The following is a 24,968-nucleotide window of genomic DNA, read 5'->3' as shown; positions in this document are numbered from 1 at the left end:
TGCCGCGGCCCCTTGCCTTGTCTGCTGCTGATACCGGCACACACCCATGTGCACCGCTTTGACGAACCCCCGTGTTCGCTTCGATCACGTACGTGGGACGACGCTCGGTCAGTGGCCGCTGCCCCGGTCCAACCAGAGAACGACGCGTTCCGTGCGTACGTTCCACTCTCCACCGAATGATCACCATGACGTTATCGAAGAGTGACTCATCGTCGCAGCTCAGGGCCCAGGCTTCACAGAGAGTTCCGGCCACCGCCGCCCACCGGTCAGGCGGCCGGCCGCGTGGTCGGAAGGGCCGCGGCACCGTCCTTTGTGACGCGTGTCGCACCGAAGTAGTCGGGCGAGTCGATCTTGTCGAACCGGATCACGGCACCGGTGTACGGCGCGTTGATCATGTACCCGCCGCCAACGTACAGGCCCACGTGGTGGATGGCGCGCGAGTTGGCCAGGTCGTCCGAGAAGAACACCAGGTCACCGGGGAGCAACTCGTCGCGCGAGGGGTGCGGTCCGGCGTTGTACTGGTCGTTCGCCACCCGGGGGAGCTCGATGTCCACCGTCCGGTACGCGGCCTGCGTCAGCCCCGAACAGTCGAACCGCCCGCCCTGCGCCGCCGTGCCATTGCCGCCCCACAGATACTTCGTCCCGAGCTTCTTCTGCGCGAAGTAGATGGCGCCCGCGGCCTGCTGAGAGGGCTGCACCCGGCCCACGGGCTTGGCGAAGCTCTTCTCCAGGGACCGGATGATCTTGACGTAGTTCTCGGTCTCCGAGATGCCCGGGACCCCGCCCGCCTTGATCACCCGGTACGCGCCCGCGTTGTAGGCGGCCAGCATGTTGTCGGTCGCGTCCCCGGGAACCTTCTTCACGTACCCGGCCAGCTCGCAGTCGTACGACGCGGCGGACGGAATCGCGTCGGCGGGATCCCAGACGTCCCGGTCGCCGTCGTTGTCCCCGTCGATGCCGTGTCCGGCCCAGGTCCCGGGGATGAACTGCGCGATGCCCTGCGCGGCGGCGGGACTCTTGGCGCCCGGATCCCAGCCGCTCTCCTGGTACAGCTGGGCGGCGAGGAGGGCGGGGTTGATGGCGGGACAGAGGTTGCCCCACTTCTCCACGAGTGGCTGGTACTTGGCCGGCACGGCCCCCTTGGCCAGCCCGACAGCCCCACCACCGCCGCCCCCGAGGCCGGCTGCGGCGGAGTACGTCCCGACAACGAGCAACGCCACGAAGCACATGGCGGCCCCGACGCCGATCCCACCCACCAACCAGAATTTCCGCACCCCTCAACCTTCCCCCATCGGAGCGGGGTTCATGGGTGTTTTCGACGGTGTGTGCGAGTCATCGGGGTCACTGATGGAGCATCAGGGCGCTCCGGCGGACCAGAAGTCGGAGCGGACGTTGGGGCGGGGCAGCGGGTAGACACCCTCGTAGGACGGACCGTTGGGCGGCGTTGTCGACTCCGCCACTTCGGACTCCTCCACGCAGGGACTGTCCACCTCGAAGAAGGCTTGGCCGCGCCCTCCGACGCTCAGAGTGACACCGAATCCATCGTTCGTCTGAGCGTAGATCGCGGGGAAGTCCGCATCCTTGTTGACAGCTTTGATTCTGTATCCACTTTTTCGCCAGAAACGGTCCACTACACCGAGAAGGCTACCGCGCCGACTATCGGAAACAATTGTCAGGACGACACGCATCCTCGATACGTCGCAGCTCCCGGTGCTAGTCGGACCGTGAGCCCACTGCACTTCGGGTTTGACCGCCCGCAGAACATCATCGAGGATCCCGTCCGCTCGGATCGCCGCCTCCTGCATATCCATATTCGCGCGCCCGCCCCCACCAGGTGAACCATGATTCTCCGTGCAACTCAAAAGAGTCAAGCAAAAGAGCATCACCCAACTCCGGCCAAATTTGCGGCGCCTCACCGAGAGGCCTCCATCTTGACCTTGTCGGCCCGTCCAGCAGTGATCATGGCGATACTGTCGGCCGACATAGCGTCTCGTTGAGGATCGAAATACCGAGAATGCGCATCGATAGAGACTCCACTGCCGCCAACAAGTCGAGGACCGTCATCCACTTGAAAACGCCTGGCACCGAATGCCTCACTCGCCGGGTCTCTTCCGAACCAGAGATCATCATCCCCCCGATCAGCGAGATCGCCGAGGAGATACATACCGGCTGGCCCCGTCATCCACGCAGCGGCACCAACAGCACTCTGCTGCTTGGATGGAAGTTTGGTCACAACATCATTATCTGCTGCACCGACGAAGACATGCTCCTTACCCACCCCGAGGTCCTCTGCTCGATCCACACCAACTCCAGGGCTTCCAACGAAGATGATGTCATCAACTCCTGGGATTCCGCCTTGTTGTGTGGCCGCTCCCACCGTACGTGACCCGTAGGAGTGCCCAATTGCGGTCAAGTGCCGATCCTCATTCTCGTTCGTAGCCGAAAGCCCACCCATGAATTGGCCGAAGGCACTTCCGCCCTTCTCGGCTCGCTCATCTCCCATCACGTCGAGACTATCCAAGCCATCTGGAGTCTGCGGCGCATCATAGCCAAGCCAGACAATAGCCGCACTGGAATGGTCGTACTTGCCGGCTCCCTTAGCCGTATCCCGCGCCCGCTTGAGATCATTCCGCGCAAAATCCTCATCCAACGACGTATTCAACCCAGGCACGTAAGCCGAAACATTCCGCGCCGTATCCGGGTTCCCGTACGAGACAATCGCGCGGCCGTTCCCCTCGTCCCCGATGCCGAGGAGGTACATCGGCGGTTGCCGGCCCTCCTTGAGTTGCCGGTCGATCTCGCGGAGGCCCGCCAGCTTCGTCTCCGCGTCCGCGTCGTCCTGCCCCTCCAGCTTGCCGATCAGCAGTTGGAGGTTGTCGCGGTTGGCCGTGTCGCGGACCAGGGCCGGGATGCCGTCCAGGTTGCCGATCTGGTCCGGGTACACCGCGAGGTACTCCTCGCGCTGTTCGTCCGTCAGGCCCGCCCACCACGCCTTGCGCGCCTCCGGGTTCGCGTCGAGCGGGATGCCCGACTTCAGGTAGCCGCGCGCCGCGTCCCGTACCGATGCCGCGTCCCCCGCCGCGTCCGTCCACGTGCGGTCCGGGACCTTCAGGCCCTCCTCGGCCTTCAGGTCCCGCAGGATTCCGGCGAACCGCCAGTCGATCTCGGCCGCCGTGCGTACGGCTTTCGTCACCCGGTCCGCGATGTCCTGCGCCTTGGCCGCGTTCGGGTTCGGCGCCACGAGCCCCGACGGCGGCAGGAGCCCCGGCGCCGCCGTCACCGAGGCCCTGCCGCCCGGCAACGGCTTCCCGTCGACCAGGCCCTCCCCCGCCTCCGGGTACGTCACGGAGCCGTCCGCGTGGACGGTGAACCTCAGCGCCTCCGCGTCGTCCAGCGCGTCCCGCAACGCCCGCTGCTGGGCCCTCATCTCGTGGGCGAGGCTGTTCAGCGCCGTACGGACAAGACCGCACTCCGTGTACACGTACTGCAGGTTCTGGCTCAGCTGCCGCAGCCTGCCGACCGCCGCGTCCGCCGCCGCGCCCCGCTGGGTCTCGCGCAGGCCGTTCAGCAGTTGCTTCTCGACACGATCCCGACCGGCATCGGCGCGGTTGCTCGCCTTTCCCCACCCGTCGGCCGCACCCTCCAGCTCGGCGCACCTCAGGTCCCGTAACTGTGCCCAGGTCAGCGTGGACGCAGGGGGCGGCGGCGTCACCGTACGACTCCCCGCTCCGGCCTCGCCACGGGGTTGAAGGACGACCTCACGGTCTCGTTCGTCTCGCCCAGGGCCCGTGCGACGCCCCGCAGGTTCCCCGCCAGGGACCCGCACTCCCGGCGCGCGGACTCGAAGCGCCGCTCCCACGACTCCCGCACGCTGCCCAGCTCCGCGAGGGCGCTCAGCCCGGCCGTACCGGCGAGCAGGCCCTCGTGCGCCGACGCGAGCTCCGCCTTCACCGGCCCGAGGTGCACGGCCATCCCCTCCGCACCCCCGGCGGCCCGGCCCCACACCCCGCCGCCATGCCGAAGCCGATCCCCAGCGGATCCGCCAACCTCACCCGACCCACCCGACCCGCCGACCAGGTCGCTCAGCCTCTGCCGCCCCCCGGGCTGCCCCACCACGGCCATGCCACTCACACCGCTCACCCCGTTCCTTGATCGTGGAGCGGCACTGTGCCAAAGCGGGCGACCGCGACACGCCGGGCCGGGCGGCGCACAGAGGCCCGGGGAGCGGGAAATCCCCTGCTCCCCGGGCCTCCCGGTCCGGTCGCGCCACTCACGGATCACCCGAATGGTGGACCGGTTCACACCACCGCGCGGTGCGTCACACCTGCGTCGGGTTCTTGCACATCCACGGGTAGAACGGCGCGCCCTTGCTGCCGAGTACCTGCCACATCATGGCGTTGCGCGTCTTCGGCCCGTACACGCCGTCGACGTTGCTCCCGGTGAAGTGCAGCTGGTTCTTCTGAAGGGACTTGACGGCCTTCACGGTCCCCGGGCCGTAGGAGCCGTCGATGCCGCCGCTCTCCTGGATCAGCCGGGCCGCCGCGCTTGAGGAGTAACAGGTCACGATCGCGTCCTGCAACGCCTTGACCGTGGCCTTGGAACCCTTGCCGAGGCTCAGGTTGCAGCCGATCCCGCTGCTTGAGTTGGTCGGCACTCTGACGTACTCGTAGTTTCCGGTGTACTTCAGGACCGTGCTGTTGCAGACCACGACGGCCGCCTGCGCCGGGGCACTCGTGGCGACGGCCAGCGAGAGCGTCGCGGCGGTCATCCCCACGGCTGTGACCAGCGCCTGCGTCCTGCGAGAAACGGCACGCATGTGCATCCTCCTTCTCTCCGGGTTGCGCACCGGGTGGGACGACGGGCCATCCCGGCCCACCCGATGCCTTCGGGGTCGGACGCTAGCCACCGTCCGGCCCGGCCGTGAAGATCGGTCGAGCGCCTGTGGCCCAACGGTGAAGACACCATGACCATGTACCAAGCCTCATGACGGGCCGTCACCGCAGCACGCGCGTCCGGCGGCCGGGGCGTGGCTGTACGCCCCCGCCACCCCCAGCCGGAAGAATGCGCCCCCATGAGCCATTCGCACCCCGCCCGCAACGAGTCCGCGTGGCTCCGCCCGATGGTCGCCCGCCCGGCCGACGAGCGGCACCGCACCGCGACCATGCTGGAGCTCTTCTTCGACCTCTGCTTCGTCACCGCGGTCGCCCAGGCGGCGACGGCGTTCGAACACGAACTGGCGGAGGGGCGCGTCGGCCACGGCGTACTCGGCTACGCGATGGTGTTCTTCGCGATCTGGTGGGCCTGGATGAACTTCACGTGGTTCGCCTCCGCGTACGACACCGACGACGTGCCGTACCGGCTGCTCACCCTCCTGCAGATCACCGGCGCACTCGTCCTGGCCGCCGGCGCGACCGAGGCGGTTCGGCACGAGGACTTCGCGGTCATCACCTGGGGCTACGTCATCATGCGGCTGGCGATGGTCGCCCAGTGGCTGCGCGCCGCCCGTGCCGATCCCGAACGGCGCCGCAGCTGCCTGCGCTACGCCGTGGGGATCCTCGTGGTGCAGGCCGGCTGGGTCGTACGCCTCGCCCTGCCGGAAGGCAGCGGACTCGCGACGTTCGCGGTCCTCGTGGTCGCGGAGATCGCCGTCCCCGTCTGGGCCGAGCGGGCGGCCACCACCACCTGGCACCCGCACCACATCGCGGAGCGGTACGGGCTGTTCACGCTGATCGTGCTCGGTGAGTCGATCACTGCCGCGACCGGTGCCGTACGCGTCTCCCTCGACACCCACGCGGGGCTCGGTGACCTCGCCGCGCTCGTCGTCGGTGGGATCCTGACCGTGTTCGCCCTGTGGTGGCTGTACTTCGCGCAGAGCGCGCCCCAGCGGCTCACCACTCTCCGCGTCGCGCTCCTCTGGGGCTACGGGCACTACTTCGTCTTCGCCTCGGCGGCCGCCGTCGGCGCGGGCCTCGCGCTCAACGTCGCCCACGCCACGGGCCACGGCCGGCTCTCCGACCACGCGGCGGCCTCGGTCTACACCGTTCCGGTCGCGCTCTTCGTCACCCTCGTGTGGCTGCTGCACCACCCCACCCCGGTGCGGATCGACGCCGCCGACCTCGTGCACCCGGTCGCGGTCGCCGCCATCCTCGCCGCGACGTTCGCGCCCTCGCCCGTCCTCGTCACGGGCATCCTCGCCGCGCTCCTCATCGCGGTGAGGCTGACGCTCTCCGCCCGCGCCGCCAGGACGACGCCATCCGCCCCGCTCAACCCCTGACCTCTGACCTCTGACCGACGATCAGCGATTGCCGCGCACCGCCTGCCCCGGCAGGGCGATCCCGTGGGCCTGGGCGACCCGCCCCGGGCGCAGCGTCCACGGCACCGGTGAGGTGTCGGTCAGCCAGTCCTCCGCGACGATGCGGTGCACGACGAAGCCGCGCAGCGAGCGTGACAGCTTCCAGCCGAGGCCCTTGCACAGCTGCCCGTACGAGGGGCCGTGCCCGTGTTCCGCGCGGAAGGCGGCGGCGAGGGCGGCGGCCTGCGGGCCGCGGTCGGGATGCCCGTCCTCCCAGGCCTCGTAGGCGGTGAGCACGGACCGGGCGGCCGGGACGTCGGCCGGCGGGTACATGAACGCCTTCGCCACCCGGCCCATGGGGAACCGGCACAGCGGGCAGTGCTCGACCGCCTCCACGTGCCGCCGCAGAGCCGGACTCGTACCGGACTTCCACGCGTCCCACGCGGCCGGGGTGATCTGATCCGGGTCGGGCTCCGCGGGCGGGCGGCTCGCCTCGACGCGCGCCTCCTCCGCGATCTCCTCGGGGGTACGGAACCTGCCCGCGAGGTGGCGTACGGCCGGGTCGAGGCGGTAGGTGTCACCGGAGAGGTCCGCGAGGAACCCCTTGGCGGCGAGTTCGGGCACGGCGGCGCGGCAGGCCTCCGGCAGTTGGCCGGGGATCCGGCCGTGCAGCTCGGAGGTGCTGTGGGCGGCCAGGAACAGGGCGGCCAGCCGGATGGCCGGTGACGCCTTCTTGACCGGCTTCGCGATCCGCGCGCGCATGGCCCATCCCGACACCCGCGACCGTGTGCCCTTGCCCAGGGGCAGCGGGTGGCCCGTCTCCCGGCCCATCTCCGGGACCCTGATCCCCACCGGGACGTCCTGGTCCCCGTCGACCAGCGGACCGGGCACCTCCCAGCCGGCGGCCTCCAGACCGGTCACGGCCCGGTGCGGGTCCTCCAGCCGCAACGAGCGCACGTCGGTGCCGGTGACGTTGCCGACACCACCCCGTGCGGCCCGGATGGCCACGACGACGGCGAGGAACTGCGCGTCGACGGACGCGAGCGGCAGCCCGGCCACGTACGACAGGAGCGCGCGTGCCGCCTCCCCCTGCCGGTTCGTCAGCAGAAAGGGCGGCAGGACGGGTTCGACGGGCGAAGAGGTGGCGGTCTCTTGCGAGATGACAGTCTTGGGCACATCTCTCCTAACGCGGGGCAGCCGCCGAGGACACGGGCGGACGCCACCGGCGTCCGGGACCAGGAGAGAACGGTATCCGCCCGCGCGTTGCCACGAAGGCGGCCGGACACCCGCCGGCCGGGGACATCGCCCAGGTCCCGGGCCGGCGGATGTCCGGCCCTGCTACGCGGACCTCAACCGGTAGGCGTAGGTGTACGTGCGACCGGCGTGCAGCAGGTACTCCGCGAGCGGCGGGGCGCCCCAGGAGTCGTTGCCGCCGACGCCCATCTGCCGGTGGTTGACGCCCAGGACGGTCTCGTCGCGCCGCTTCAGCTCGTAGGGGTGCTTCGGGCCCTCCAGGTCGAACGGCGTGTAGTGCAGGACGCTCGTCTCCAGCATGGGTTCGCCCTCGCCTGGGTCGGCCCGTACCAGCAGTCCGGTACCCGAGCGGTCCGTCACCGACAGCGTGCGCACGCCGGTCATGTTGCCGGTCTGCTGGGGGCGGGCGTAGGGCGCGACCTGATCGTCGACGGTGGAGCGGTAGCGGCCCACGAACGCGCCGGAGTGCCGGTCCCAGTAGTTCTCCTGCGGGCCGCGCCCGTACCAGTCGATCTGCTCGAAGCCCTCCGGGACGGTCAGCAGCGCGCCCACCATGGGCAGATCGGGCAGCCCGGCGGCGGCCTCCAGGGTGTGCCGGACCCGGATCTCGCCGTCCCCGCGCACGGTGAACACGGTGGTCCAGGTGGACGTGGCCGGGGAGGTGGGCAGGGTGCACGCCACCTCGACGGTGACGACTCCGGGCGACGGCTGGGCAGTCCTGACGGAGGTCACCTCGCGGTCCGTACCGGCGTCGCGCCAGGTCCGCAGCGAGTTCTGGGCGCCTCGGCCGGTGTCGTTGTCGGTGGGCCCGCGCCAGAAGTTCGGCACCGGGCCGCCGGCCAGCAGCAGCCGGCCCTTCACCCGGTACGAGGCCAGCGTCCCGGTGGACCTGTCCAGGACCACCTCCACGTCGCGCCCGCTGATCCGTACGCGCCCGCCGTCGGTCTCGTCGAGGGTGAGGGCGGGCAGCGTGTCCGGGGCCGGGTCCGCGGGCGCGGGGGTGTGCCAGTCCAGCGCGAGCTGCTCGGCGGCCACGGTGTGCCCTGCCTCCGCCCACGTGGCCCTGGCCTTCAGTACGAAGGAGACGTTCAGCCAGTACTCGGCGCCCGGCTCGGGCTTGGCCGGCTTCCGGTACGGGATGCGTACAGTCCCCTCGCCGCCGGGCGCCACCTTCGGCGCCGCGAGCCCGCCGTGCTGCACGCTCCGCCCGTCGCAGGTCACGTCCCAGCGCAGCTCGTACGCGTCCAGGCCGCTGAACAGGTGCTTGTTCCGTACCGTCACCTCCCCGGCCGCGAGGTCCGAAGCGGCGACCGCGACCGGCTGGTAGACCTTCTTGACCTCCAGCAGACCGGGGTGCGGCGTACGGTCCGCGGCGACCAGACCGTCACAGCTGAAGATCCCGTCGGTCGGGTACCCGTCCTTCCAGTCCCCGCCGTACGACAGGTAGGTGTGCTTGGCGTCGCCCGGCACCGGGAGCCGGATCGCCTGGTCCACCCAGTCCCACACGAACCCGCCGTGCAGATTCGGGTAGCGCTCGAAGATGTCCCAGTACTCCTTGAGGTTGCCGCTGCTGTTGCCCATGGCGTGCGCGTACTCGCACAGGATGAAGGGCGTGTCCTTGCCCGACTTGCCGTACGCCTCCACGTCCGCCGGCTTGGTGTACATCTCGCTGTGCAGGTCGGCGACCTCGTTCATGCCTTCGTAGTGCACGGGCCGGGAGGCGTCCCTGGCGTGCACCCAGTCGGCCATCGACCGGAAGTTGGACCCGCCGCCGGCCTCGTTGCCCAGCGACCAGACCACGATGCTCGGGTGGTTCTTGTCGCGCTCGACCATGGAGCGGATCCGGTCGACGCAGGCGTCGGTCCATTCCGGCAGGGAGGCCGGCACGGTGTCACGGACGCCGTGGGTCTCCAGGTTCGTCTCGCCGATGACGTACAGGCCGTACTCGTCGCACAGCTCCAGCCAGCGCGGATTGTTCGGGTAGTGCGAGGTGCGCACCGCGTTGATGTTGTGCTGCTTCATCAGCAGGATGTCCTGGAGCATCCGCGGCTCGCGGACCGCCTGGCCGTGGTCGGGGTCGGACTCGTGGCGGTTGGTGCCCCGGAACATCACGGGCCGGCCGTTCACGGTGAACTTCCCGGGCCCGTACTCGACCTCGCGGAAGCCGGTACGGGTGCGCTGGACGTCGACCGTCCGCCCGGAACCGTCGGTGAGCGTGACGACCACGGTGTAGAGGTTCGGGTCCTCGGCCGACCAGAGCGCGGGCGCGGAGACGTCCGCCTTCAGCGTCACCTCGGCGTCCCCGCCCGAGCCCTTCGGCTCGACGTCCCCGGTGAGCGGACGGCCGACCCGGCGCCCCCGGCCGTCGTACAGCACCGCCTCGATCCGGTGCCCGGCCGCACCGGCGCCGCCCCGGTCGCGCACGGTCGCGGTGACGGTGAGGACCGCGTCGCGGTACGCGTCGTCCAGCTCGGTCCGTACGAACAGGTCCTGCACGTGGACCGGCGCGACCGCGTACAGATAGACGTCCCGGAAGATCCCGGACAGGTCGATCATGTCCTGGTCCTCCAGCCAACTGCCGTCGGACCAGCGGTAGACCTCGACGGCCAGGGTGTTGTCGCCCGGCCGCACGTGCTCGGTGATGTCGAACTCGGCGGGGGTGTAGCTGTCCTCGCTGTAGCCGACCCGCTCGCCGTTGACCCAGAGGAAGAACGCCGACTTCACGCCCTGGAACGAGATCAGGGTGCGCCGGCCCGACCAGTCGCGCGGCACGGTGAAGGTGCGGCGGTAGGAGCCGACCGGATTGAATTCGTGCGGAACGGCGGGCGGCTCGGGGGTCTCGTAGCCGACCCACGGGTAGCGGATGTTGAGGTAGATCGGCTCCGGGTAGCCCTCGATCTCCCAGTTCGACGGTACGGGGATCCGGTCCCAGCCGCCGTCGTCGTAGCCGGGCGCCTCGAAGCCGGTGGGCCGGGCGTCGGGGTTCTTGGACCACTTGAAACGCCAGGTCCCGTTCAGCGACCGGTAGTAGGGCGACTTCTCCATGTTGCCGCGCAGTGCGTCGGAGCCGCTCGCGTACGGGACCAGCCGGGCCCGTGCCGCCTCTCTGCCGACCTGGAACACTCTCGGCTGCGCGTCCCACTCGGGGGCCTCCGCGGCGAAAGCCTGTCTCTGCGCGGAGAAGACGGCCCAGCCCGCGAGGGCTGCCCCGGTCGAAAGGACGGAACGACGGCTCGGACGGTATGCGCTCATGAAGCGACTCCGAACGGAAGGCAACAAGAACCACCACCATTAGACGGAATCACTCAACACGCAAGACTCCGCGCGGGATCGCCGGACATCACGGCCTGATCCCGCCGCGTGTGGCCCTGCCGCGCCCTGTCCTGCACCGTGCATCGGGTACGCACCCAGCACTCCGTGCGTACGGAACTCATGCGGACCCCAGGGGGGCCGGGGCCCTGCGGGAGGTGGGGGTGTACGTCCGGGGCGGCGCTACGATCGAGGCCGCCCTCGGGCCGGGCGGCCCCGTCCACCCGCGCGAGACCAGCGACCCCGAGGACGTGGTCACGACCGCCCGCATCGAGTGACAGGCCTCCACCACGGGCGTCCGGGCCGGCGAGTTCGACCACTTCGCCGAGGCGGCAGACGGATAGGGCGGGCGTCATGACCGGATGGATGTCCCGGACCCCACGCCACGCGGTAGCGCTGGTCTGCGCGTATGCGACCGGCCTCCTCCTCGTGGGGTCGGTCGCCCACATCGCCGGCCTCCTCCAGCACGGCCTTCGCCCCTACGACTGGGCCCCTCGCTGGCTGAATCTGTACTGGACCTCGCTGGCCCTCCTGGACACGCTCGCGGCGCTCCTCCTGCTCCGGGGAAAGCGCGCGGGGGTGGACCTCGCCTGCGCCGTCATGGCGACCGACCTCGCCGCCAACTGGTACGCGGTCCACGGCATCCAGCACAGCCACTTCACCGCGCAGCCCGGTCTGCAACGGCTCACCGCTTTCACGGTGCTCGTACTGGGGACGGCGCCGTTCGTCCGCAGGCACCTCCCCAGGTGACCGCCGCCCGCGAACGCCACCGGATTCGGGCTTCCTCCGCGAGCGCGAGTGCCTGACGGGTCCGGGCACGTGTCCGAAGACCTCACGGCGGGCATGATCAATCGCATGAAAGCGGGCAAGAGGGACGTCGCGAACAACGGCACGAGGCTCGACACGAGTACGAGTGGGACCACCGGCACGAGCAATAGGCCGGGGCAGGTCCTGCAATGGAACTTCTTCATAGGCGGGCACCTGAGCGCCTCCGTTCCCGTCCGCCTCGTCGAACGTACGACCGCCGGTCAGCTGCTGTGGATGGAGACCGGCACGCCGATGTGGCGGACCGCCCTGCCGCGCGGCACCACGCATCTGCGGGACATCGCCCCGCACGAACGCCCCGCGGAGGGCTACCCCGTGGTCCCCGGCCGATGGCCGATGGGCAACGCCCTCTTCTACCAGCCGACCGGCGCGGCCCACTCCGTCCTGTGGCTGTTCGGACGCAGACAGAAGTTCCGTGGCTGGTACGTCAATCTGGAACGCCGGCTCCACCACGGCGACGCCATCGACATCGCGGACCACGAACTGGACCTCAACGTGGCGCCGGACCGCACCTGGCGATGGAAGGACGAGCAGTCCTTCGCGGAGAAGACCGGCCACCCCGCGTACTGGACCGCCGAGGAAGCGGTGGCCATCCGGTCCGAAGGAGACGCGGTGGCACGGCTCGCCGAGGCCGGAACGTTTCCCTTCGATGGCTCCTGGTGCGATTTCAGGCCACCTTCGGCCTGGACGACACCACCCCGCCCGGCCAAGCCCCGCCGCTCACTCCTCTGAACGATGCACGCCCCCACCTCGCCACACGTGCGCCGATAGGTGCGGGTTCGCGTACGGATGCCGGTCTCGGCCAGGGTGGCGCGATGGCGATCATTGCCCGGCGTCACGCTCCGTGATACACAGAGTAACGATATGTAATTCGCTCACACATCGATTCGAGCCGCAGGTCAGGGCGGTCAGACCGGTCAAATGTGCGAGATCCGGGTAAAGAGAGCCGCCAAGTCGTCGTGCGAACGCAGTTTCATCAGCGAAGATAGAGGGTGACTCGTGCCGTGCGGTGCGGGCACCGAACTACCCAGCAAGGGCGGTGACTTAAATGATCCTGGCAGCCGAAAAGGGCGACATCACCACCATCATCGGCGGAATCGCCCCGAACTGGGGGCCGTTCGGGACCTTGGGCAACGAGGCCCGCGTCATGATCGAAGTGGTGATGGCGATCGCCATCCTGCTCTGTCTCGGCATCGCGATCTGGGGCGCGGCCAAACAGCGGATCGGCGCGACGGCTCTGCGAGACACGTTCAGCGCGGAGCAGGGCAAGGGGCTGATCGTCGCCGGTCTCACCGGTGTGTTCATCATCGGATCGCTGGGAACCCTGTTCACCATCGTCTACGGGATGGCTGTCTAACCGACCGTCAGCCCGCGTCCGGGGGCACTCCCGCCCCATCCCCACCATCCGCCCGTCGTGCCCACCGGCAGAGGTTGCGTCTCCCTGATGTCGAGTCACCACACCGCGCCCGCGCGGGAACCAGCACGGCTACCGTCGTACTACGACGCGGTCCAGGCAACGGTTGAGGGGGCGTACGCGGCATGAGTCCCGACGATGACGGCTACGGCAACGACTCCGGCCGCTCCAACGACGCCTACAGCACCCTCGGCGGCACGCGCCAGACCCGCACCCGCCTCCCCGACGCCCAGGGCGGCGACGGCTACGGCCCCCGCCGCCCCGCCCGCAAGTCCCGCTCGCTCCTCACCGTCCTCGGCGTGGTGGTCCTGCTCCTGGCCGCCATCGCCTTCGCGAACATGGGCGGAGGCGACGGGGACAACGGCGGCAGCGGTGCGCGGGGAAGCGACGCCAAGAAGCCCGGCTCGGCACCGACAGCGGCCACCGGGACGAAGCCGGTGACGGGGAAGAACGGCTCGATTCCCTCGGGGTTCGCGCATGACGAGCAGGGGGCGCAGAGCGCGGCGTCCAACTTCGCGGTGGCACTCGGTTCTGTGGAGATGTTCAAGAAGGACACTCGTCACGCAATCGTGGACAGTGTCTACACACCTGAGGCAGCGGGAAAGCTCAGAGCCCCGCAGGATGCCGCCTACTCTCCGACCTTTCTCGACAAGCTCGGGCTCGACGCCAACGGCAACGCGCCGCAGGGCAACACATTCGTATCGCGCACAGTCCCGGTGGGCACCAAGCTGGAGTCCTTCGACGCCGGCACGGCCAAGGTCTCAGTCTGGTACATGGGCCTGATCGGGATGTCCGGCCCCGGTTCCACCGACCCCGTACGCACCTCCTGGAAGACCTGGACCGTTGAACTCACTTGGGCGAACAAGGACTGGAAGGCGGTAAGCGACTCCCAGAAGGACGGACCGGCCCCAGTACCCGGGGACGTTGCGGCTTCCAGCTCGGACGAGATCAGCAAGGCTGTCGAGGAGTACGGAGGTTTCACTTATGCCCGGTAGCCCTCGGCTTCCCGTCCGCTCCGTCATCACCGCGCTGGTGGCAACGCAAACAGCCATTGTCCTCCTGTCTGCACGTGCCGTTGCTGCGCCCACTCCCTCGCCCTCACCGAGTCCATCCAACAAGGCCTGCGACCTACTCATCGGCCCCGCCAAGCAGTACTGCGACGGCGATGCGGGCACCTCCAGGTCCAATGCCCCCAAAAGCACCGACCCCGCCCTGGACCCCCTGACCTCCCTGGGCCGCGGCTGTGCCGACGCCGCCGCCTGGATCGTCGGCAAGCTCAGCGACGCCGTCAAGAGCACCGCGAACGTCGACTTCACGAACACCCGCTTCCTCCAGCAGTACGCGATCGTCTTCGCGGCCTCCACCGTGCTGACGCTCGTCCTGTGGCTGCTCGCCGTCGCCAAGCGCGCCATCCGCGGGGTGCCGCTCACCACCGCCATCTCCGAGGCCATCGGGTTCCTGTGGCTGACAGTCCTGGCCTCCGCGTTCACCCCACTGATCCTCTACACGATCGTCTCCGCCACCGACGCCGTCACCGACGTCGTCGCCTCGTCCTCCGGCGGGCAGACGGACGTCTTCTTCGGGTCGTTCGCGGACGCGCTCAAGAAGGACTCCGACATCGGCGGCGGACCGATCATGCTGATCGTCGTGTCGCTGGTGTCGATCCTCGCCGCAGGCATCCTCTGGCTGGAACTCGTGATCCGGGCCGCCCTCCTCTACGTCGGCGCCCTGCTCGGAACCGCCGTGTACGCGGGGCTCGTCGACAAGAACATGTGGGGGCACGTACGCCGCTGGGCGGGCATCATGATCGCCGTGATCATGGTGAAACCCGTCATCGTCATCGTGCTCGGCCTGGCCGGCGCGCTGTCCTCCGACGACGGACCGAACGCGTTCTCCGCCGTCGTCTCCGGACTGGCGATCATCCTGCTCGCGATCTTCGCCTCCGGCATGATCTACCGCTTCGTCCCCGGCTTCGGCGACGAGATCCAGGGCGCCCGTACCAACCGCAAGCAGGCCACCGACGGCTCCCAGGCCGCCGCGATGATCAGCTCGCCCGCCGCTCTCGTCTCCCAGGGCATCAAGACCCACAGCAGCCGCGGCGGCGGCCAGGACAACGGCGGCGGCAACAGCGGCGGCGGACGCCCCGCCAACCCGGTCAGCGGCGGAGTCGCCGCCCACAGCTCCCGCAACTCCGGGAGCGGGGTCGGCGGCGGATCTGTCCCCTCCGCCGCACCTCCGCCCCGCAGCGGCTCCGGCCCCACCTCCGGCACCCCGCACAGCAGCCGCGGCCCGCGCCGCGGATCAGGAAGTTCAGGTAACAGCAGCACAGGAGGTGGCGGGCGTTGAGCACGCAGTCCCATCCGATCACGCCCCGCCGTACGTATCTCATCGGCCGGGCCCGGCCCAACGCCATGGTCGGCAAGAACCGCGAGACCGGCGAGATCGCCCTGATCATCGGCGGGGCGTTCCTCGGCATGATGAGCGGCCTGCTCGTACCGGTCCTGTCCATGCGGATCGTGCTGCTCACCGGCTTCCCGCTGCTCGCCCTGGCGATCGTCTACGTCCCGTACAAGCACCGGACGTTCTACAAGTGGTTCGAGATCAACCGCAGCTACAAGCGCTCCCTGCGCAGAGGCGCCACCTACCAGTCCGGCGCCATGGAAGCGGGCACCAGCGCCGACGGCCGCGAGGTCGAGATCGGACCGCCCCCCGGCATCGGCCGGATCAACTGGCTGGCCGCCCCCTTCGGCCCCGACGAGATCGCCGTACTGCTGCACGCCGACCGCCGCACCGTCACCGCGGCGATCGAGATCGAGGGGCCCGGCGTCGGCCTGCGCGACAGCGAGGACCAGGAAGCGCTCGTCGACCGCTTCGGCACCCTCCTCAAGCACGTCGCCAACGGCGACGGCTTCGTGACCCGCATCCAGATGCTCGCCCGCACCCTGCCCGCCGACCCCGACGCACACGCCAAGGACGTCGCCCAGCGCGGCGACAAGGCCTCCCCCGGCTGGCTCCAGGAGTCCTACGAGCAGCTCCAGTCGATGGTCTCCACCTCCAGCGAGCAGCACCGCGCCTACCTCGTCGCCTGCATGGAGTTCGACCGCGAGCTCGCCGCGGAGGCCAACGCCATGGCCCGCGCCGCCCGCCCCCACGGCGGCCGGAAGCTCGACCGGGACGCCGGACTCGCCGTCGTCATGGCGCGCGAGCTCACCGACATCTGCGCCCGCCTCGCCGAGGCCGACATCCGGGTACGCCAGCCGCTCGGCCAGAGCCGCCTGGCCTCGCTCGTCCACTCGATGTACGACCCCGACCACCCCATCGACCACATCCAGGCCATGACCAAGCGCAACGCCTGGCCCGCCGAACTGGACGCGGTCGAGCCGACGTTCCTCCAGGCCAAGACCCGCGAATCGTCCACCCGCGCCCCCTGGTGCCACTCCACGGCCTGGGTCAAGGAGTGGCCGATGACGCCCGTCGGCGTCAACTTCCTGGCCCCGCTCCTGGTCCACACACCCGATGTGATCCGTACGGTCGCGGTCTGCATGGACCTCGAACCCACCGAGATCGCCATCGAGCGGATGCTCACCGAGAAGACCAACGACGATGCCGAGGCCAGCCGCCAGGCCAAGATGAACCGCACCGTCGACCCCCGCGACATCGCCGCCCACGGCCGGCTCGACCAGCGGGGTGAAGATCTCGCGAGCGGCGCGGCAGGGGTGAACCTGGTGGGGTACATCACCGTGTCGTCCCGTTCCCCCGAGTCGCTCGCCCGCGACAAGCGGACGATCCGGGCCTCGGCCGGCAAGTCGTACCTGAAGCTGGAGTGGTGCGACCGCGAGCACCACCGCGCGTTCGTGAACACCCTGCCGTTCGCCACCGGCATCCGCCGCTAGCCGTACACGCCCCAGAGCACCGAACACACCGAACACACGGAACACACCGAACGCACAGAGAGCACCGAGAGAGACGAAAGGGAGGTCGGTCACGCCATGCGAGATCCGCTGTCCGCGTTGTCGGACGCCTTTACCGCCTTCCTCTTCGGGAAGGTGGAGACGACCCGGCTGCCCGTCCGCACCTCCACCGGACAGGCGCAGGCGGTCTACCTGCCCACCGCCGCCCCCGGCCTCGGCGACTCCGGCGTGATCATCGGCCGCGAGGTGTACTCCGGCAAGGGCTACATCTACGACCCCTTCCAGCTGTACGGGCAGCAGCTCCCCGCCCCGCACTGGCTGGTGCTCGGCGAGTCCGGCAACGGCAAGTCAGCGCTGGAGAAGACGTACGTGCTCCGCCAGCTCCGCTTCCGCGACCGCCAGGTCGTCGTCCTGGACGCACAGGGCGAGGACGGCGTCGGCGAATGGAACCTCATCGCTCAGGAACTGGGCCTGACCCCCATCCGCCTCGACCCCACCTCCGCGCTCAACGGCGGCATCCGGCTCAACCCGCTCGACCCCGCGATCACCACGACCGGGCAGCTCGCCCTGCTCCGCACGATCATCGAAGTCGCCATGGGCCACGGCCTCGACGAACGGTCCGGCTTCGCGCTCAAGGTCGCCCACGCCTTCGTGAACGAGACGACGACCGACCGCCAGCCCGTCCTGATGGACATCGTCGACCAGCTGCGCCACCCGGAACCCGAGTCCGCCCAGGCGATGAACGTCGACATAGACGACGTACGGGCCTGGGGCCTGGACGTCGCACTCGTCCTGGACCGGCTCGTCGACGGCGACCTGCGCGGCATGTTCGACGGGCCGACGTCCGCCGACATCGACCTGGACGCCCCACTGATCGTCTTCGACCTCTCCCACATCGACCGCAACTCGATCGCCATGCCGATCCTGATGGCGATCGTCGGCGTCTGGCTGGAGCACACCTGGATCAGGCCCGACCGGAAGAAACGCATCTTCCTGGTCGAGGAGGCCTGGCACATCATCAACTCCCCCTTCGTCGCCCAGCTCTTCCAGCGCCTGCTGAAGTTCGGCCGACGGCTCGGGCTGTCCTTCGTCGCCGTCGTCCACCACCTCAGCGATGTCGTCGACGGAGCCGCCGCGCGGGAAGCGGCGGCCATCCTCAAGATGGCCTCGACCCGCACGATCTACGCCCAGAAGGCCGACGAGGCCAGAGCCACCGGCCGGGTGCTCGGGCTGCCCCGATGGGCGGTCGAGATCATCCCCACGCTCACCCCCGGCATCGCCGTCTGGGACGTCAACGGGAACGTACAGGTCGTCAAACACCTGATCACCGAGGCCGAACGCCCCCTCGTCTTCACCGACCGCGCCATGACCGAGTCCTCCGCCATCGACCTGCTTCCGGAGGACGTACGCGCCGCCGAACTGGAGGCGGAACAGCGCGCGGCCCGGATCGAGAACCAGCAGCGGCTCAACGAGTCGTCCGAGTCAACGGTGGCATGACATGGCAGGGCGCGGCGAGGCACGGTCCGGCGGCAGCACGGGCGGCACCGGCGGCATCCCCGACGGACTGCTGATCGGCCTGCTGGCCTTCCTGCTCGGGCTGACGCTGCTGGCCTGGACGGCCACCGGGCTGTCCGGGCTCCTCGCGCACGGCGCCTGGCCGCACGGCGTCACCCTCGCCGAGACCCCACTGGCCATACGACGCCTGGTGGAGGCCCCGCACGACCTGCCGGCCGCCTGGCCGACCACACCGGCGGGGGCGCTCTCCGGATACGGGCTGTTCTGGGGCCTGTTCATCGGTGAGCTGATGGTGCTCGTCGTCCTGACCATCTTCGTCATGGGCGTGGTGGCACGCTGGCGTGGCGTACGGGCCCGTCAGCGCGCCCAACGGCTGGACCGGATCGACCGGCTGGAGGAACGGCGACCGAAACGAGCCGAGAAGGACCAGGAACACGAACACCGGTCCCAGGCACCAGCATCAACACCGGCCACAGGAACAGCCCCGGCCCCGGCCCCGGCCCCGGCCCCCACGGAACATCTCCCCGAAACGCAGCAACAGCAACAACAACAACAGTACTCAGCCGCCCCGGCCGCCACCACCGAGCTCCTCGCGACCGCCGCCCCGCTCACCGTGCCCTCCCCCCGCGCCCCCCTCGTCGTCTACGGCCCCGCCGCCACCCGCAGGCCCACCGTCGTCCAGGCCATCGGCGAAGCCGACGGGCCCGTGCTCGTCGTCACCTCCGACCCCAGCGTCTGGGCCGAGACCAAGGACGCCCGCGCCAAACTGGGCCCCGTCCTCATCTACGACCCCGGCCACCTCTGCGACACCCCGGCCCGGCTCCACTGGGCCCCCACCGCCGGCTGCGAACAGCCGGAGCGGGCGGCCGCCCGCGCCGCCGCCCTCCTCGCCCCGGTCCGCCCGCAGGCCCGCATCGACGCGGCGACGGCCGACACCGCGGAGACGCTCCTCCAGTGCTGGCTGCACGCCGCAGCCATCGACGGCCGCCCCTTCCGCCAGGTCCACCGCTGGGCCCTGGGCGGCGCCGCCCACGAACCGGTGCGGCTGCTGCGTACGCACCCCAAGGCCGCGTCCGGACTCGCCGGGCTGCTGGAGTCCGCACTCACCGCGCACCCCGAACGCCGCGAGATGGCGCAGGAACTGACGGTCCGGGCCTTCGGCGCGCTCTCCTCGGTCCATGTCCGCGACACCTGCACCCCCAATCGGGCCGATGCGCTCGCGCTGGAATCTTTCGCGGACGAAGGGGGCACTCTTTATGTGGTGGGTGAACCCATCGAGAATCCGCGATCGGGCCCGGGAGCCATGCCCCTGCTCACGGCGCTCGCCTCAGACGTGGTCGAGCACGGCCGCCGCATGGCCGCACGGTCATCCGACGGTCGGCTCGACCCACCAATGACGCTCGTCCTCGACGACATCGCGGCCGTCGCACCGCTGCCCCGGCTGCCCGAGCTGCTGGCGACCGGCAACAACCTGGGCCTGCCCACCGTCGCCCTGCTCCGCTCCCCCGAACAGGGCCGCGCCCGCTGGATCGAGCAACTCCGGACGCCAAGCACCCCCTGACGCCCTGCCCGACCCACCGCACCACACCACACGCCGCAACTACGGCCGGGCCACCGCGTACTCCAGATCGCGAGCCGTCGGATCGCCGTGGACCGGCACCGTCTCCCCGGTCGGCACGAACCCGATCCGGCGGTAGAACGCCGCCGCCCGCAGGTTGTCCTCGTGCACATACAGCCGCACGCGTTCGATCCTCGGCCCGCCCAGCGACCACGCCCAGTCCAGACCGGCCCGGAACAGTTCCCCGGCAACTCCGCCGCCCCGCGCCTCGGGGCGCACGAACACCCCGACCACGTGCGCCTGGTGGATGTCGCCCGCCGCACCGAACGGCCCCTCCCCGTCCGGGCGCTCGACCAGCACGGTCACCGAACCCGCCCAGCTTCCGTCCGGCGCCACCGCGACGAACTGCCGCTTCTCACCGTCGCCCGGCCCGGCAGAACCGGCCGCCCACTCCTTCCAGAGCGCGTCGGGCTGCCGCACCGCCTTCTCGTACGTATCCCGGAACGCCAGCGGCGCCACCGGATCCCGCAGCGCGGCCAGCCGGAGTTCCTTCACCAGCTGCCATTCCTCGGCCCGCACCGGCCGTATCACGTAGTCCATGCGCCGATCCTCACCCGCCGCCCCCGGCCGTGCAAACGAGTTCGCACCCCGGCCCCGGCGTCGTACCCCGGTACTACGCGCGCCGCCACCTGCCACCCCCGGTCCGACGTCCCACGCCCGCCCGCTCCGTAGCGTCGACCACATGATCAGGGCATACGAACTCACCAAACGGTACGGGGACACCACCGTCGTCCAGGACCTCGACTTCACGGTCCGCCCCGGCACCGTGACCGGCTTCCTCGGCCCGAACGGCGCCGGGAAATCAACCACCATGCGCATGCTGCTCGGCCTGGACGCGCCCACCCGGGGCCGTTCGACGATCGGCGGACGCGCGTACGCCACCCACAGCGCACCGCTGACCGAAGTCGGCGCCCTGCTGGAGGCCCGCTCCGTCCACCCCGGCCGCACCGCCTTCCACCACCTGATGGCCCTCGCCCACACCCACGGCATCCCCCGCAGCCGCGTCGAGCACGTCCTCGACCTGGCCGGGCTGACGGCGGTCGCCGGGAAGCGGGTCAAAGGATTCTCGCTCGGCATGGGCCAGCGCCTCGGGATCGCCGCCGCGCTGCTCGGCGACCCGGCCGTCCTCATACTCGACGAACCGGTCAACGGCCTCGATCCCGAGGGCGTCCTGTGGATCCGCAACCTGCTCAGATCCCTCGCCGCGGAAGGCCGCACGGTCCTCGTCTCCTCGCACCTGATGAGCGAGATGGCGCTGACCGCCGACCACCTCGTCATCATCGGACGCGGCCGCCTCCTCGCGGACACCACCGTCGACGACTTCGTCGCCATGGCCGGCGGCGCCTCGGTCCACGTCCGCACCCCACAGGCCCCCGCCCTCCGCGCCCTCCTCCAGGGCCCCGGCACAGACATCACCGGTCCCACCAGCACGGGCACTACCGACACCGACGCACTGGAGGTCCGCGGCGCCGACGCCGCCCACATCGGCCGCGTCGCGGCCGCACACGCCATCCCGCTGTACGAGCTCACGCCCCGCACCGCCTCACTGGAGCAGGCCTTCATGGACCTCACCCAGGAGTCGGTCGAGTACCGGACCACCGCCCCCGAACCGACCGGAGCCCCCGCATGACCACCGTGGCCGTCACCCCGCACCCGTACCGCGTCACCCCGGCCCGGGTGCTGCGCTCCGAGTGGCACAAACTCCGGTCCCTGCGCTCGACCTGGATCACGCTGGGATCGGCCGCCGCTCTCGTCCTCGCCGTCGGCATCCTCATGGGCACGACCTATACGTCCGGGGGCGGCGACTCGGACATCGACACGGTCGTCATGGTTCTCTACGGCTCCACGCTCGGCACGCTCTGCACGGTCGTGCTGGGCATCCTGGTCACGGCCGGCGAGTACTCGACGGGCCTGATCCGCGCCTCACTCACCGCCGTTCCCCGACGGCTCCCGGTCCTGTGGGCGAAGGCCGCGGTCTTCGCGGCCACCGTGTTCACCGCCATGCTCGCCACCTCGCTGGTCACCTTCGCCGTCGCGCAGTTCTTCCTCGACGACACCGACCAGGCCGCCACCCTCACCGATCCCGGCGTCCTGCGCGCCGTGGCGGGCAACGCCGCCGGGACCACGCTCCTCAGCCTGATCGCGCTGGGCCTCGGCGCCCTGCTCCGCTCGGTTCCCGGCGCCATCGGAGCGTTCATCGGGGGTGTGCTGGTCCTTCCTGAGGTGCTCTCCATGCTTCCCTACGACGCGGTGGAGACCGCCGTCCGCTATTTCCCGACCCAGGCCGCCGGCGTACTGGGCTCCGCCACCCCGCTCCCCGACGCCGCCTCCAACGGCGCCGCCCTGCTCGCCCTCCTGCTCTGGGCAGCCGCCGCACTCCTCGCGGCAGCCGCCCTCCTGCGCCGCCGCGACGCATGACGCGAACGGCCGCCCGAGACGAGGGTGCGAGGATCGCTCGGAAGAGACGAAGAACGACCGGGGGGACGCACACATGACGGGCTACGGGGACGACGGCAACGACCGGGCAGGAACACCGCACCCCAACCCCCGCCCCGGTCCCCGTCCCAGCCCGCTCACCGGGCACATTCAGCGGCAGCTCCAGCGCATCCGCGCGGCCGACCGGCGCAGGCCGGCCGTCTGGGACGGGCTGCTCACCGCCTTCTGGATCCTGTTCGCCGTGCTCGACGTCTCCTCGGGCGGCTGGCGCACCGTCGCCGTCGACCCGGACGTGTCCCCCCAGCTGGTGCTGCTGCTGAGCGCCACCTTCTCCGCACCACTGGCGTGGCGCCGCGTCCACCCCCTGGCCGTCCTGCTGTTCATGACGCCGTTCGCACTGGTCAACGTCTGGACGGGGGCGGTCATCCAGGCCGCCTTCCTCCAGGAGATCGTGGTGTTCAACATCGCGCTCCGGCTGCCCCTGCGCACCTTGGCTCTGTCCGGCGGGATCGTGCTCGCCCCGCTCGCGATCGGCGCGGCCCACTTCCCGCAGCACTGGAACCAGCTCTTGGCCCCCCACGTGTACGCGTTCGTGTTCGCCGCCCTGCTCGGCATCGTGTTCCGGACCCGCAAGGAGTACACGGAGGCCCTCGTCGACCGCGCGAACCGGCTCGAACTCGAAAGGGACCAGCAGGCCCAGCTGGCCGCCATCGCCGAACGGACCCGCATCGCCCGGGAGATGCACGACATCATCGGCCACAACCTGTCCGTCATCACGGGGTTGGCCGACGGCGGTGCGTACGCCGCAGCCAAGCGCCCGGAACGGGCGGCCCAGGCCCTCGACGCGATCGGCACCACCAGCCGCCAGGCCCTCGCCGAACTCCGCCGCCTGCTCGGAGTCCTGCGCGATCCCCCCGACAGCGCCGCCCGCACCCCGCAACCGACCCTCGACGACATGGAAACCCTCCTCACCGGCGTACGGACGGCAGGTCTTCCCGTACGTCTCAGCACCCATGGCACCCCGCCGGCCGTCCCGCCCACCGCGGGGCGGCAGTTGACGGTCTACCGGGTGGTGCAGGAGGCGCTGACCAATACGCTGAAGCACGGGGGCGGACACTCCTCCCTGGCCGCCGAGGTAACCCTGGTCTACCGGCCCGACGAGCTGGAGGCCGTGATCACCGACAACGGAACACCTGCTCCCGGCGCCGCCGCCGCACCCGACGGCACCGGGCAGGGCATCACGGGCATGCGTGAACGCGCTTCCCTGTACGACGGCACCGTAGAAACGGGCCGGCCCACCGGCACGGGCTGGCGGGTACGGCTCCGACTCCCTCTGGAGGACTCCCCCTCGTGACGACCGTGCTCATCGCGGACGACCAGCCGATGCAACGCTTCGGATTCCGCATGCTGTTGGAGAGCCAGGACGACATGACGGTCGTCGGCGAGGCCGCCAACGGCCACGAGGCCCTCCAACTCATCGCCCGGCACCAGCCGGACGTCGCCCTGATGGACATCCGCATGCCCCTGCTCGACGGCATCGAGGCGACCCGCCGCATCATCAGGACGGGTTCCCGCACCCGCGTCCTCATCGTCACGACGTTCGACCTGGACCGGTACGCGTACGACGGCCTGCGGGCCGGCGCGAGCGGCTTCCTCATCAAGGACGCGATGCCCGAGGAGCTGCTGTCCGGCATCCGTGCGGTCGCGAGCGGCGACGCGGTGGTCGCCCCCAGCCTGACCCGCCGCCTCCTGGACGCGTACGTCCAGCACCTGCCGACGACCACCCCCGGCGAAGCCGCGACGCCGGACCCGCGCATCGGGACCCTCACCGGCCGGGAACGGGAGATCCTCACCGTCATCGGACAGGGCTGGACCAACTCCGAGATCGCCGAGCGACTGCACCTGGCCGAATCAACGGTCAAGACCCATGTCTCCCGCATCCTCGCGAAAACCGGTGCCAGGGACCGCGTCCAGGCAGTGATCCTGGCGTACGACACCCACCTGGTCACCGCCGGCTGAGGGAGGCGGGCCGCGAGATGCCCAGAGAGAAGGGGGCCCTTTGTCCTGGTCGGGAACGCAGAAAAGCCCCGTGCCACAAGGGCACGGGGCTTAACTATTAAAAGGAGTTCGGCGGCGTCCTACTCTCCCACAGGGTCCCCCCTGCAGTACCATCGGCGCTGAAAGGCTTAGCTTCCGGGTTCGGAATGTAACCGGGCGTTTCCCTAACGCAATGACCACCGAAACACTATGAAATTAACCAACACCGGAACACAACACGGCCGTTCGTTATTTCAGAACTAACACAGTGGACGCGAGCAACTGAGGACAAGCCCTCGGCCTATTAGTACCAGTCAGCTCCACCCGTTACCGGGCTTCCACATCTGGCCTATCAAC

21 protein-coding genes and 1 rRNA gene are annotated in these 24,968 nt (G+C 70.0%); 13 read left to right on the top strand and 9 right to left on the bottom strand.

Going from position 1 to position 24,968, the window contains the following annotated elements; all coding sequences use genetic code 11:
- Nucleotides 1-266: 266 nt before the first annotated feature.
- The 5 genes from ACFVQ0_RS07145 to ACFVQ0_RS07125 all read right to left on the bottom strand — a co-directional run bounded on the left by ACFVQ0_RS07145 (nucleotide 267) and on the right by ACFVQ0_RS07125 (nucleotide 4,816).
- The gene (locus tag ACFVQ0_RS07145; RefSeq protein ID WP_390087696.1) at nucleotides 267-1,229 is read right to left on the bottom strand and encodes an NlpC/P60 family protein; all 963 of its coding nucleotides are present in this window, start codon (nucleotides 1,227-1,229) and stop codon (nucleotides 267-269) included.
- Nucleotides 1,230-1,355: 126 nt separating this feature from the next.
- On the bottom strand, nucleotides 1,356-1,811 hold the full coding sequence (locus tag ACFVQ0_RS07140) for a hypothetical protein (RefSeq protein ID WP_390085469.1): 456 nt from the start codon (nucleotides 1,809-1,811) through the stop codon (nucleotides 1,356-1,358).
- 101 nt (nucleotides 1,812-1,912) lie between these two features.
- The gene (locus tag ACFVQ0_RS07135) at nucleotides 1,913-3,712 is read right to left on the bottom strand and encodes an alpha/beta hydrolase (RefSeq protein WP_390085468.1); all 1,800 of its coding nucleotides are present in this window, start codon (nucleotides 3,710-3,712) and stop codon (nucleotides 1,913-1,915) included.
- Nucleotides 3,709-3,972, bottom strand: coding sequence for a hypothetical protein (locus tag ACFVQ0_RS07130; RefSeq protein ID WP_390085466.1), 264 nt, complete (start codon nucleotides 3,970-3,972; stop codon nucleotides 3,709-3,711). The genes ACFVQ0_RS07135 and ACFVQ0_RS07130 overlap by 4 nt, the downstream gene beginning before the upstream one ends.
- A gap of 346 nt (nucleotides 3,973-4,318) precedes the next feature.
- The gene (locus tag ACFVQ0_RS07125; RefSeq protein WP_390085464.1) at nucleotides 4,319-4,816 is read right to left on the bottom strand and encodes a peptidoglycan-binding protein; all 498 of its coding nucleotides are present in this window, start codon (nucleotides 4,814-4,816) and stop codon (nucleotides 4,319-4,321) included.
- A gap of 255 nt (nucleotides 4,817-5,071) precedes the next feature.
- Here ACFVQ0_RS07125 and ACFVQ0_RS07120 point away from each other — a divergent pair, with 255 nt between their 5' ends.
- On the top strand, nucleotides 5,072-6,274 hold the full coding sequence (locus tag ACFVQ0_RS07120) for a low temperature requirement protein A (RefSeq protein ID WP_390085462.1): 1,203 nt from the start codon (nucleotides 5,072-5,074) through the stop codon (nucleotides 6,272-6,274).
- Nucleotides 6,275-6,295: 21 nt separating this feature from the next.
- On the opposite strand, the gene ACFVQ0_RS07115 is transcribed toward ACFVQ0_RS07120, so the two are convergent.
- Together ACFVQ0_RS07115 and ACFVQ0_RS07110 are read right to left on the bottom strand one after the other, a co-directional pair.
- Entirely contained in the window at nucleotides 6,296-7,468 is a 1,173-nt protein-coding gene (locus tag ACFVQ0_RS07115; protein ID WP_390085460.1) for a hypothetical protein, read from the bottom strand.
- 162 nt (nucleotides 7,469-7,630) lie between these two features.
- Nucleotides 7,631-10,798, bottom strand: a complete 3,168-nt coding sequence (locus ACFVQ0_RS07110; RefSeq protein WP_390085458.1) for a glycoside hydrolase family 2 TIM barrel-domain containing protein — start codon at nucleotides 10,796-10,798, stop codon at nucleotides 7,631-7,633.
- Between the two features lie 423 nt (nucleotides 10,799-11,221).
- On the opposite strand from ACFVQ0_RS07110, the gene ACFVQ0_RS07105 reads away from it, so the two are divergent.
- The 8 genes from ACFVQ0_RS07105 to ACFVQ0_RS07070 all read left to right on the top strand — a co-directional run bounded on the left by ACFVQ0_RS07105 (nucleotide 11,222) and on the right by ACFVQ0_RS07070 (nucleotide 20,081).
- Nucleotides 11,222-11,605: a hypothetical protein gene (locus ACFVQ0_RS07105; protein ID WP_390085456.1), complete on the top strand. Its 384-nt coding sequence runs from the start codon at nucleotides 11,222-11,224 to the stop codon at nucleotides 11,603-11,605.
- 105 nt (nucleotides 11,606-11,710) lie between these two features.
- Nucleotides 11,711-12,412, top strand: a complete 702-nt coding sequence (locus tag ACFVQ0_RS07100) for a DUF402 domain-containing protein (protein WP_390085454.1) — start codon at nucleotides 11,711-11,713, stop codon at nucleotides 12,410-12,412.
- Between the two features lie 316 nt (nucleotides 12,413-12,728).
- A complete protein-coding gene (locus tag ACFVQ0_RS07095) occupies nucleotides 12,729-13,037 on the top strand; it encodes a hypothetical protein (RefSeq protein ID WP_024493027.1) in 309 nt (102 codons plus the stop codon).
- A 182-nt stretch (nucleotides 13,038-13,219) separates the two neighbouring features.
- Nucleotides 13,220-14,089 carry a hypothetical protein gene (locus ACFVQ0_RS07090; protein ID WP_390085452.1) on the top strand — a complete coding sequence of 290 codons (870 nt, stop codon included), beginning with the start codon at nucleotides 13,220-13,222 and terminating at the stop codon, nucleotides 14,087-14,089.
- On the top strand, nucleotides 14,079-15,440 hold the full coding sequence (locus ACFVQ0_RS07085; protein WP_390085451.1) for a hypothetical protein: 1,362 nt from the start codon (nucleotides 14,079-14,081) through the stop codon (nucleotides 15,438-15,440). The genes ACFVQ0_RS07090 and ACFVQ0_RS07085 overlap by 11 nt, the downstream gene beginning before the upstream one ends.
- Entirely contained in the window at nucleotides 15,437-16,987 is a 1,551-nt protein-coding gene (locus tag ACFVQ0_RS07080) for an SCO6880 family protein (protein ID WP_390085450.1), read from the top strand. Before ACFVQ0_RS07085 ends, ACFVQ0_RS07080 begins: the two co-directional genes overlap by 4 nt.
- A 96-nt stretch (nucleotides 16,988-17,083) precedes the next feature.
- Nucleotides 17,084-18,502: an ATP-binding protein gene (locus tag ACFVQ0_RS07075; protein WP_390085448.1), complete on the top strand. Its 1,419-nt coding sequence runs from the start codon at nucleotides 17,084-17,086 to the stop codon at nucleotides 18,500-18,502.
- A 1-nt stretch (nucleotide 18,503) separates the two neighbouring features.
- On the top strand, nucleotides 18,504-20,081 hold the full coding sequence (locus tag ACFVQ0_RS07070) for a type VI secretion protein (RefSeq protein ID WP_390085446.1): 1,578 nt from the start codon (nucleotides 18,504-18,506) through the stop codon (nucleotides 20,079-20,081).
- A 39-nt stretch (nucleotides 20,082-20,120) separates the two neighbouring features.
- Here ACFVQ0_RS07070 and ACFVQ0_RS07065 read toward each other — a convergent pair whose 3' ends face one another.
- Nucleotides 20,121-20,678: a GNAT family N-acetyltransferase gene (locus tag ACFVQ0_RS07065; RefSeq protein ID WP_390085444.1), complete on the bottom strand. Its 558-nt coding sequence runs from the start codon at nucleotides 20,676-20,678 to the stop codon at nucleotides 20,121-20,123.
- Between the two features lie 142 nt (nucleotides 20,679-20,820).
- On the opposite strand from ACFVQ0_RS07065, the gene ACFVQ0_RS07060 reads away from it, so the two are divergent.
- The 4 genes from ACFVQ0_RS07060 (at nucleotide 20,821) to ACFVQ0_RS07045 (ending at nucleotide 24,593) form a co-directional block, all read left to right on the top strand.
- A complete protein-coding gene (locus tag ACFVQ0_RS07060) occupies nucleotides 20,821-21,768 on the top strand; it encodes an ABC transporter ATP-binding protein (RefSeq protein WP_390085442.1) in 948 nt (315 codons plus the stop codon).
- Nucleotides 21,765-22,556, top strand: a complete 792-nt coding sequence (locus ACFVQ0_RS07055) for an ABC transporter permease (RefSeq protein WP_390085440.1) — start codon at nucleotides 21,765-21,767, stop codon at nucleotides 22,554-22,556. Before ACFVQ0_RS07060 ends, ACFVQ0_RS07055 begins: the two co-directional genes overlap by 4 nt.
- 73 nt (nucleotides 22,557-22,629) lie before the next feature.
- A complete protein-coding gene (locus ACFVQ0_RS07050) occupies nucleotides 22,630-23,928 on the top strand; it encodes a sensor histidine kinase (protein WP_390085438.1) in 1,299 nt (432 codons plus the stop codon).
- Nucleotides 23,925-24,593: a response regulator gene (locus ACFVQ0_RS07045; RefSeq protein WP_390085436.1), complete on the top strand. Its 669-nt coding sequence runs from the start codon at nucleotides 23,925-23,927 to the stop codon at nucleotides 24,591-24,593. Before ACFVQ0_RS07050 ends, ACFVQ0_RS07045 begins: the two co-directional genes overlap by 4 nt.
- A gap of 106 nt (nucleotides 24,594-24,699) precedes the next feature.
- On the opposite strand, the gene rrf is transcribed toward ACFVQ0_RS07045, so the two are convergent.
- Nucleotides 24,700-24,816: ribosomal RNA gene (rrf, locus tag ACFVQ0_RS07040) — 5S ribosomal RNA — on the bottom strand.
- Between the last annotated feature and the right edge of the window lie 152 nt (nucleotides 24,817-24,968).

This window comes from Streptomyces sp. NPDC057900 (genome assembly GCF_042887885.1).
Lineage (GTDB): Bacteria > Actinomycetota > Actinomycetes > Streptomycetales > Streptomycetaceae > Streptomyces.
Note: the sequence above shows the minus strand (reverse complement) of the source record. Positions and strands in the feature narration are given on the sequence as shown.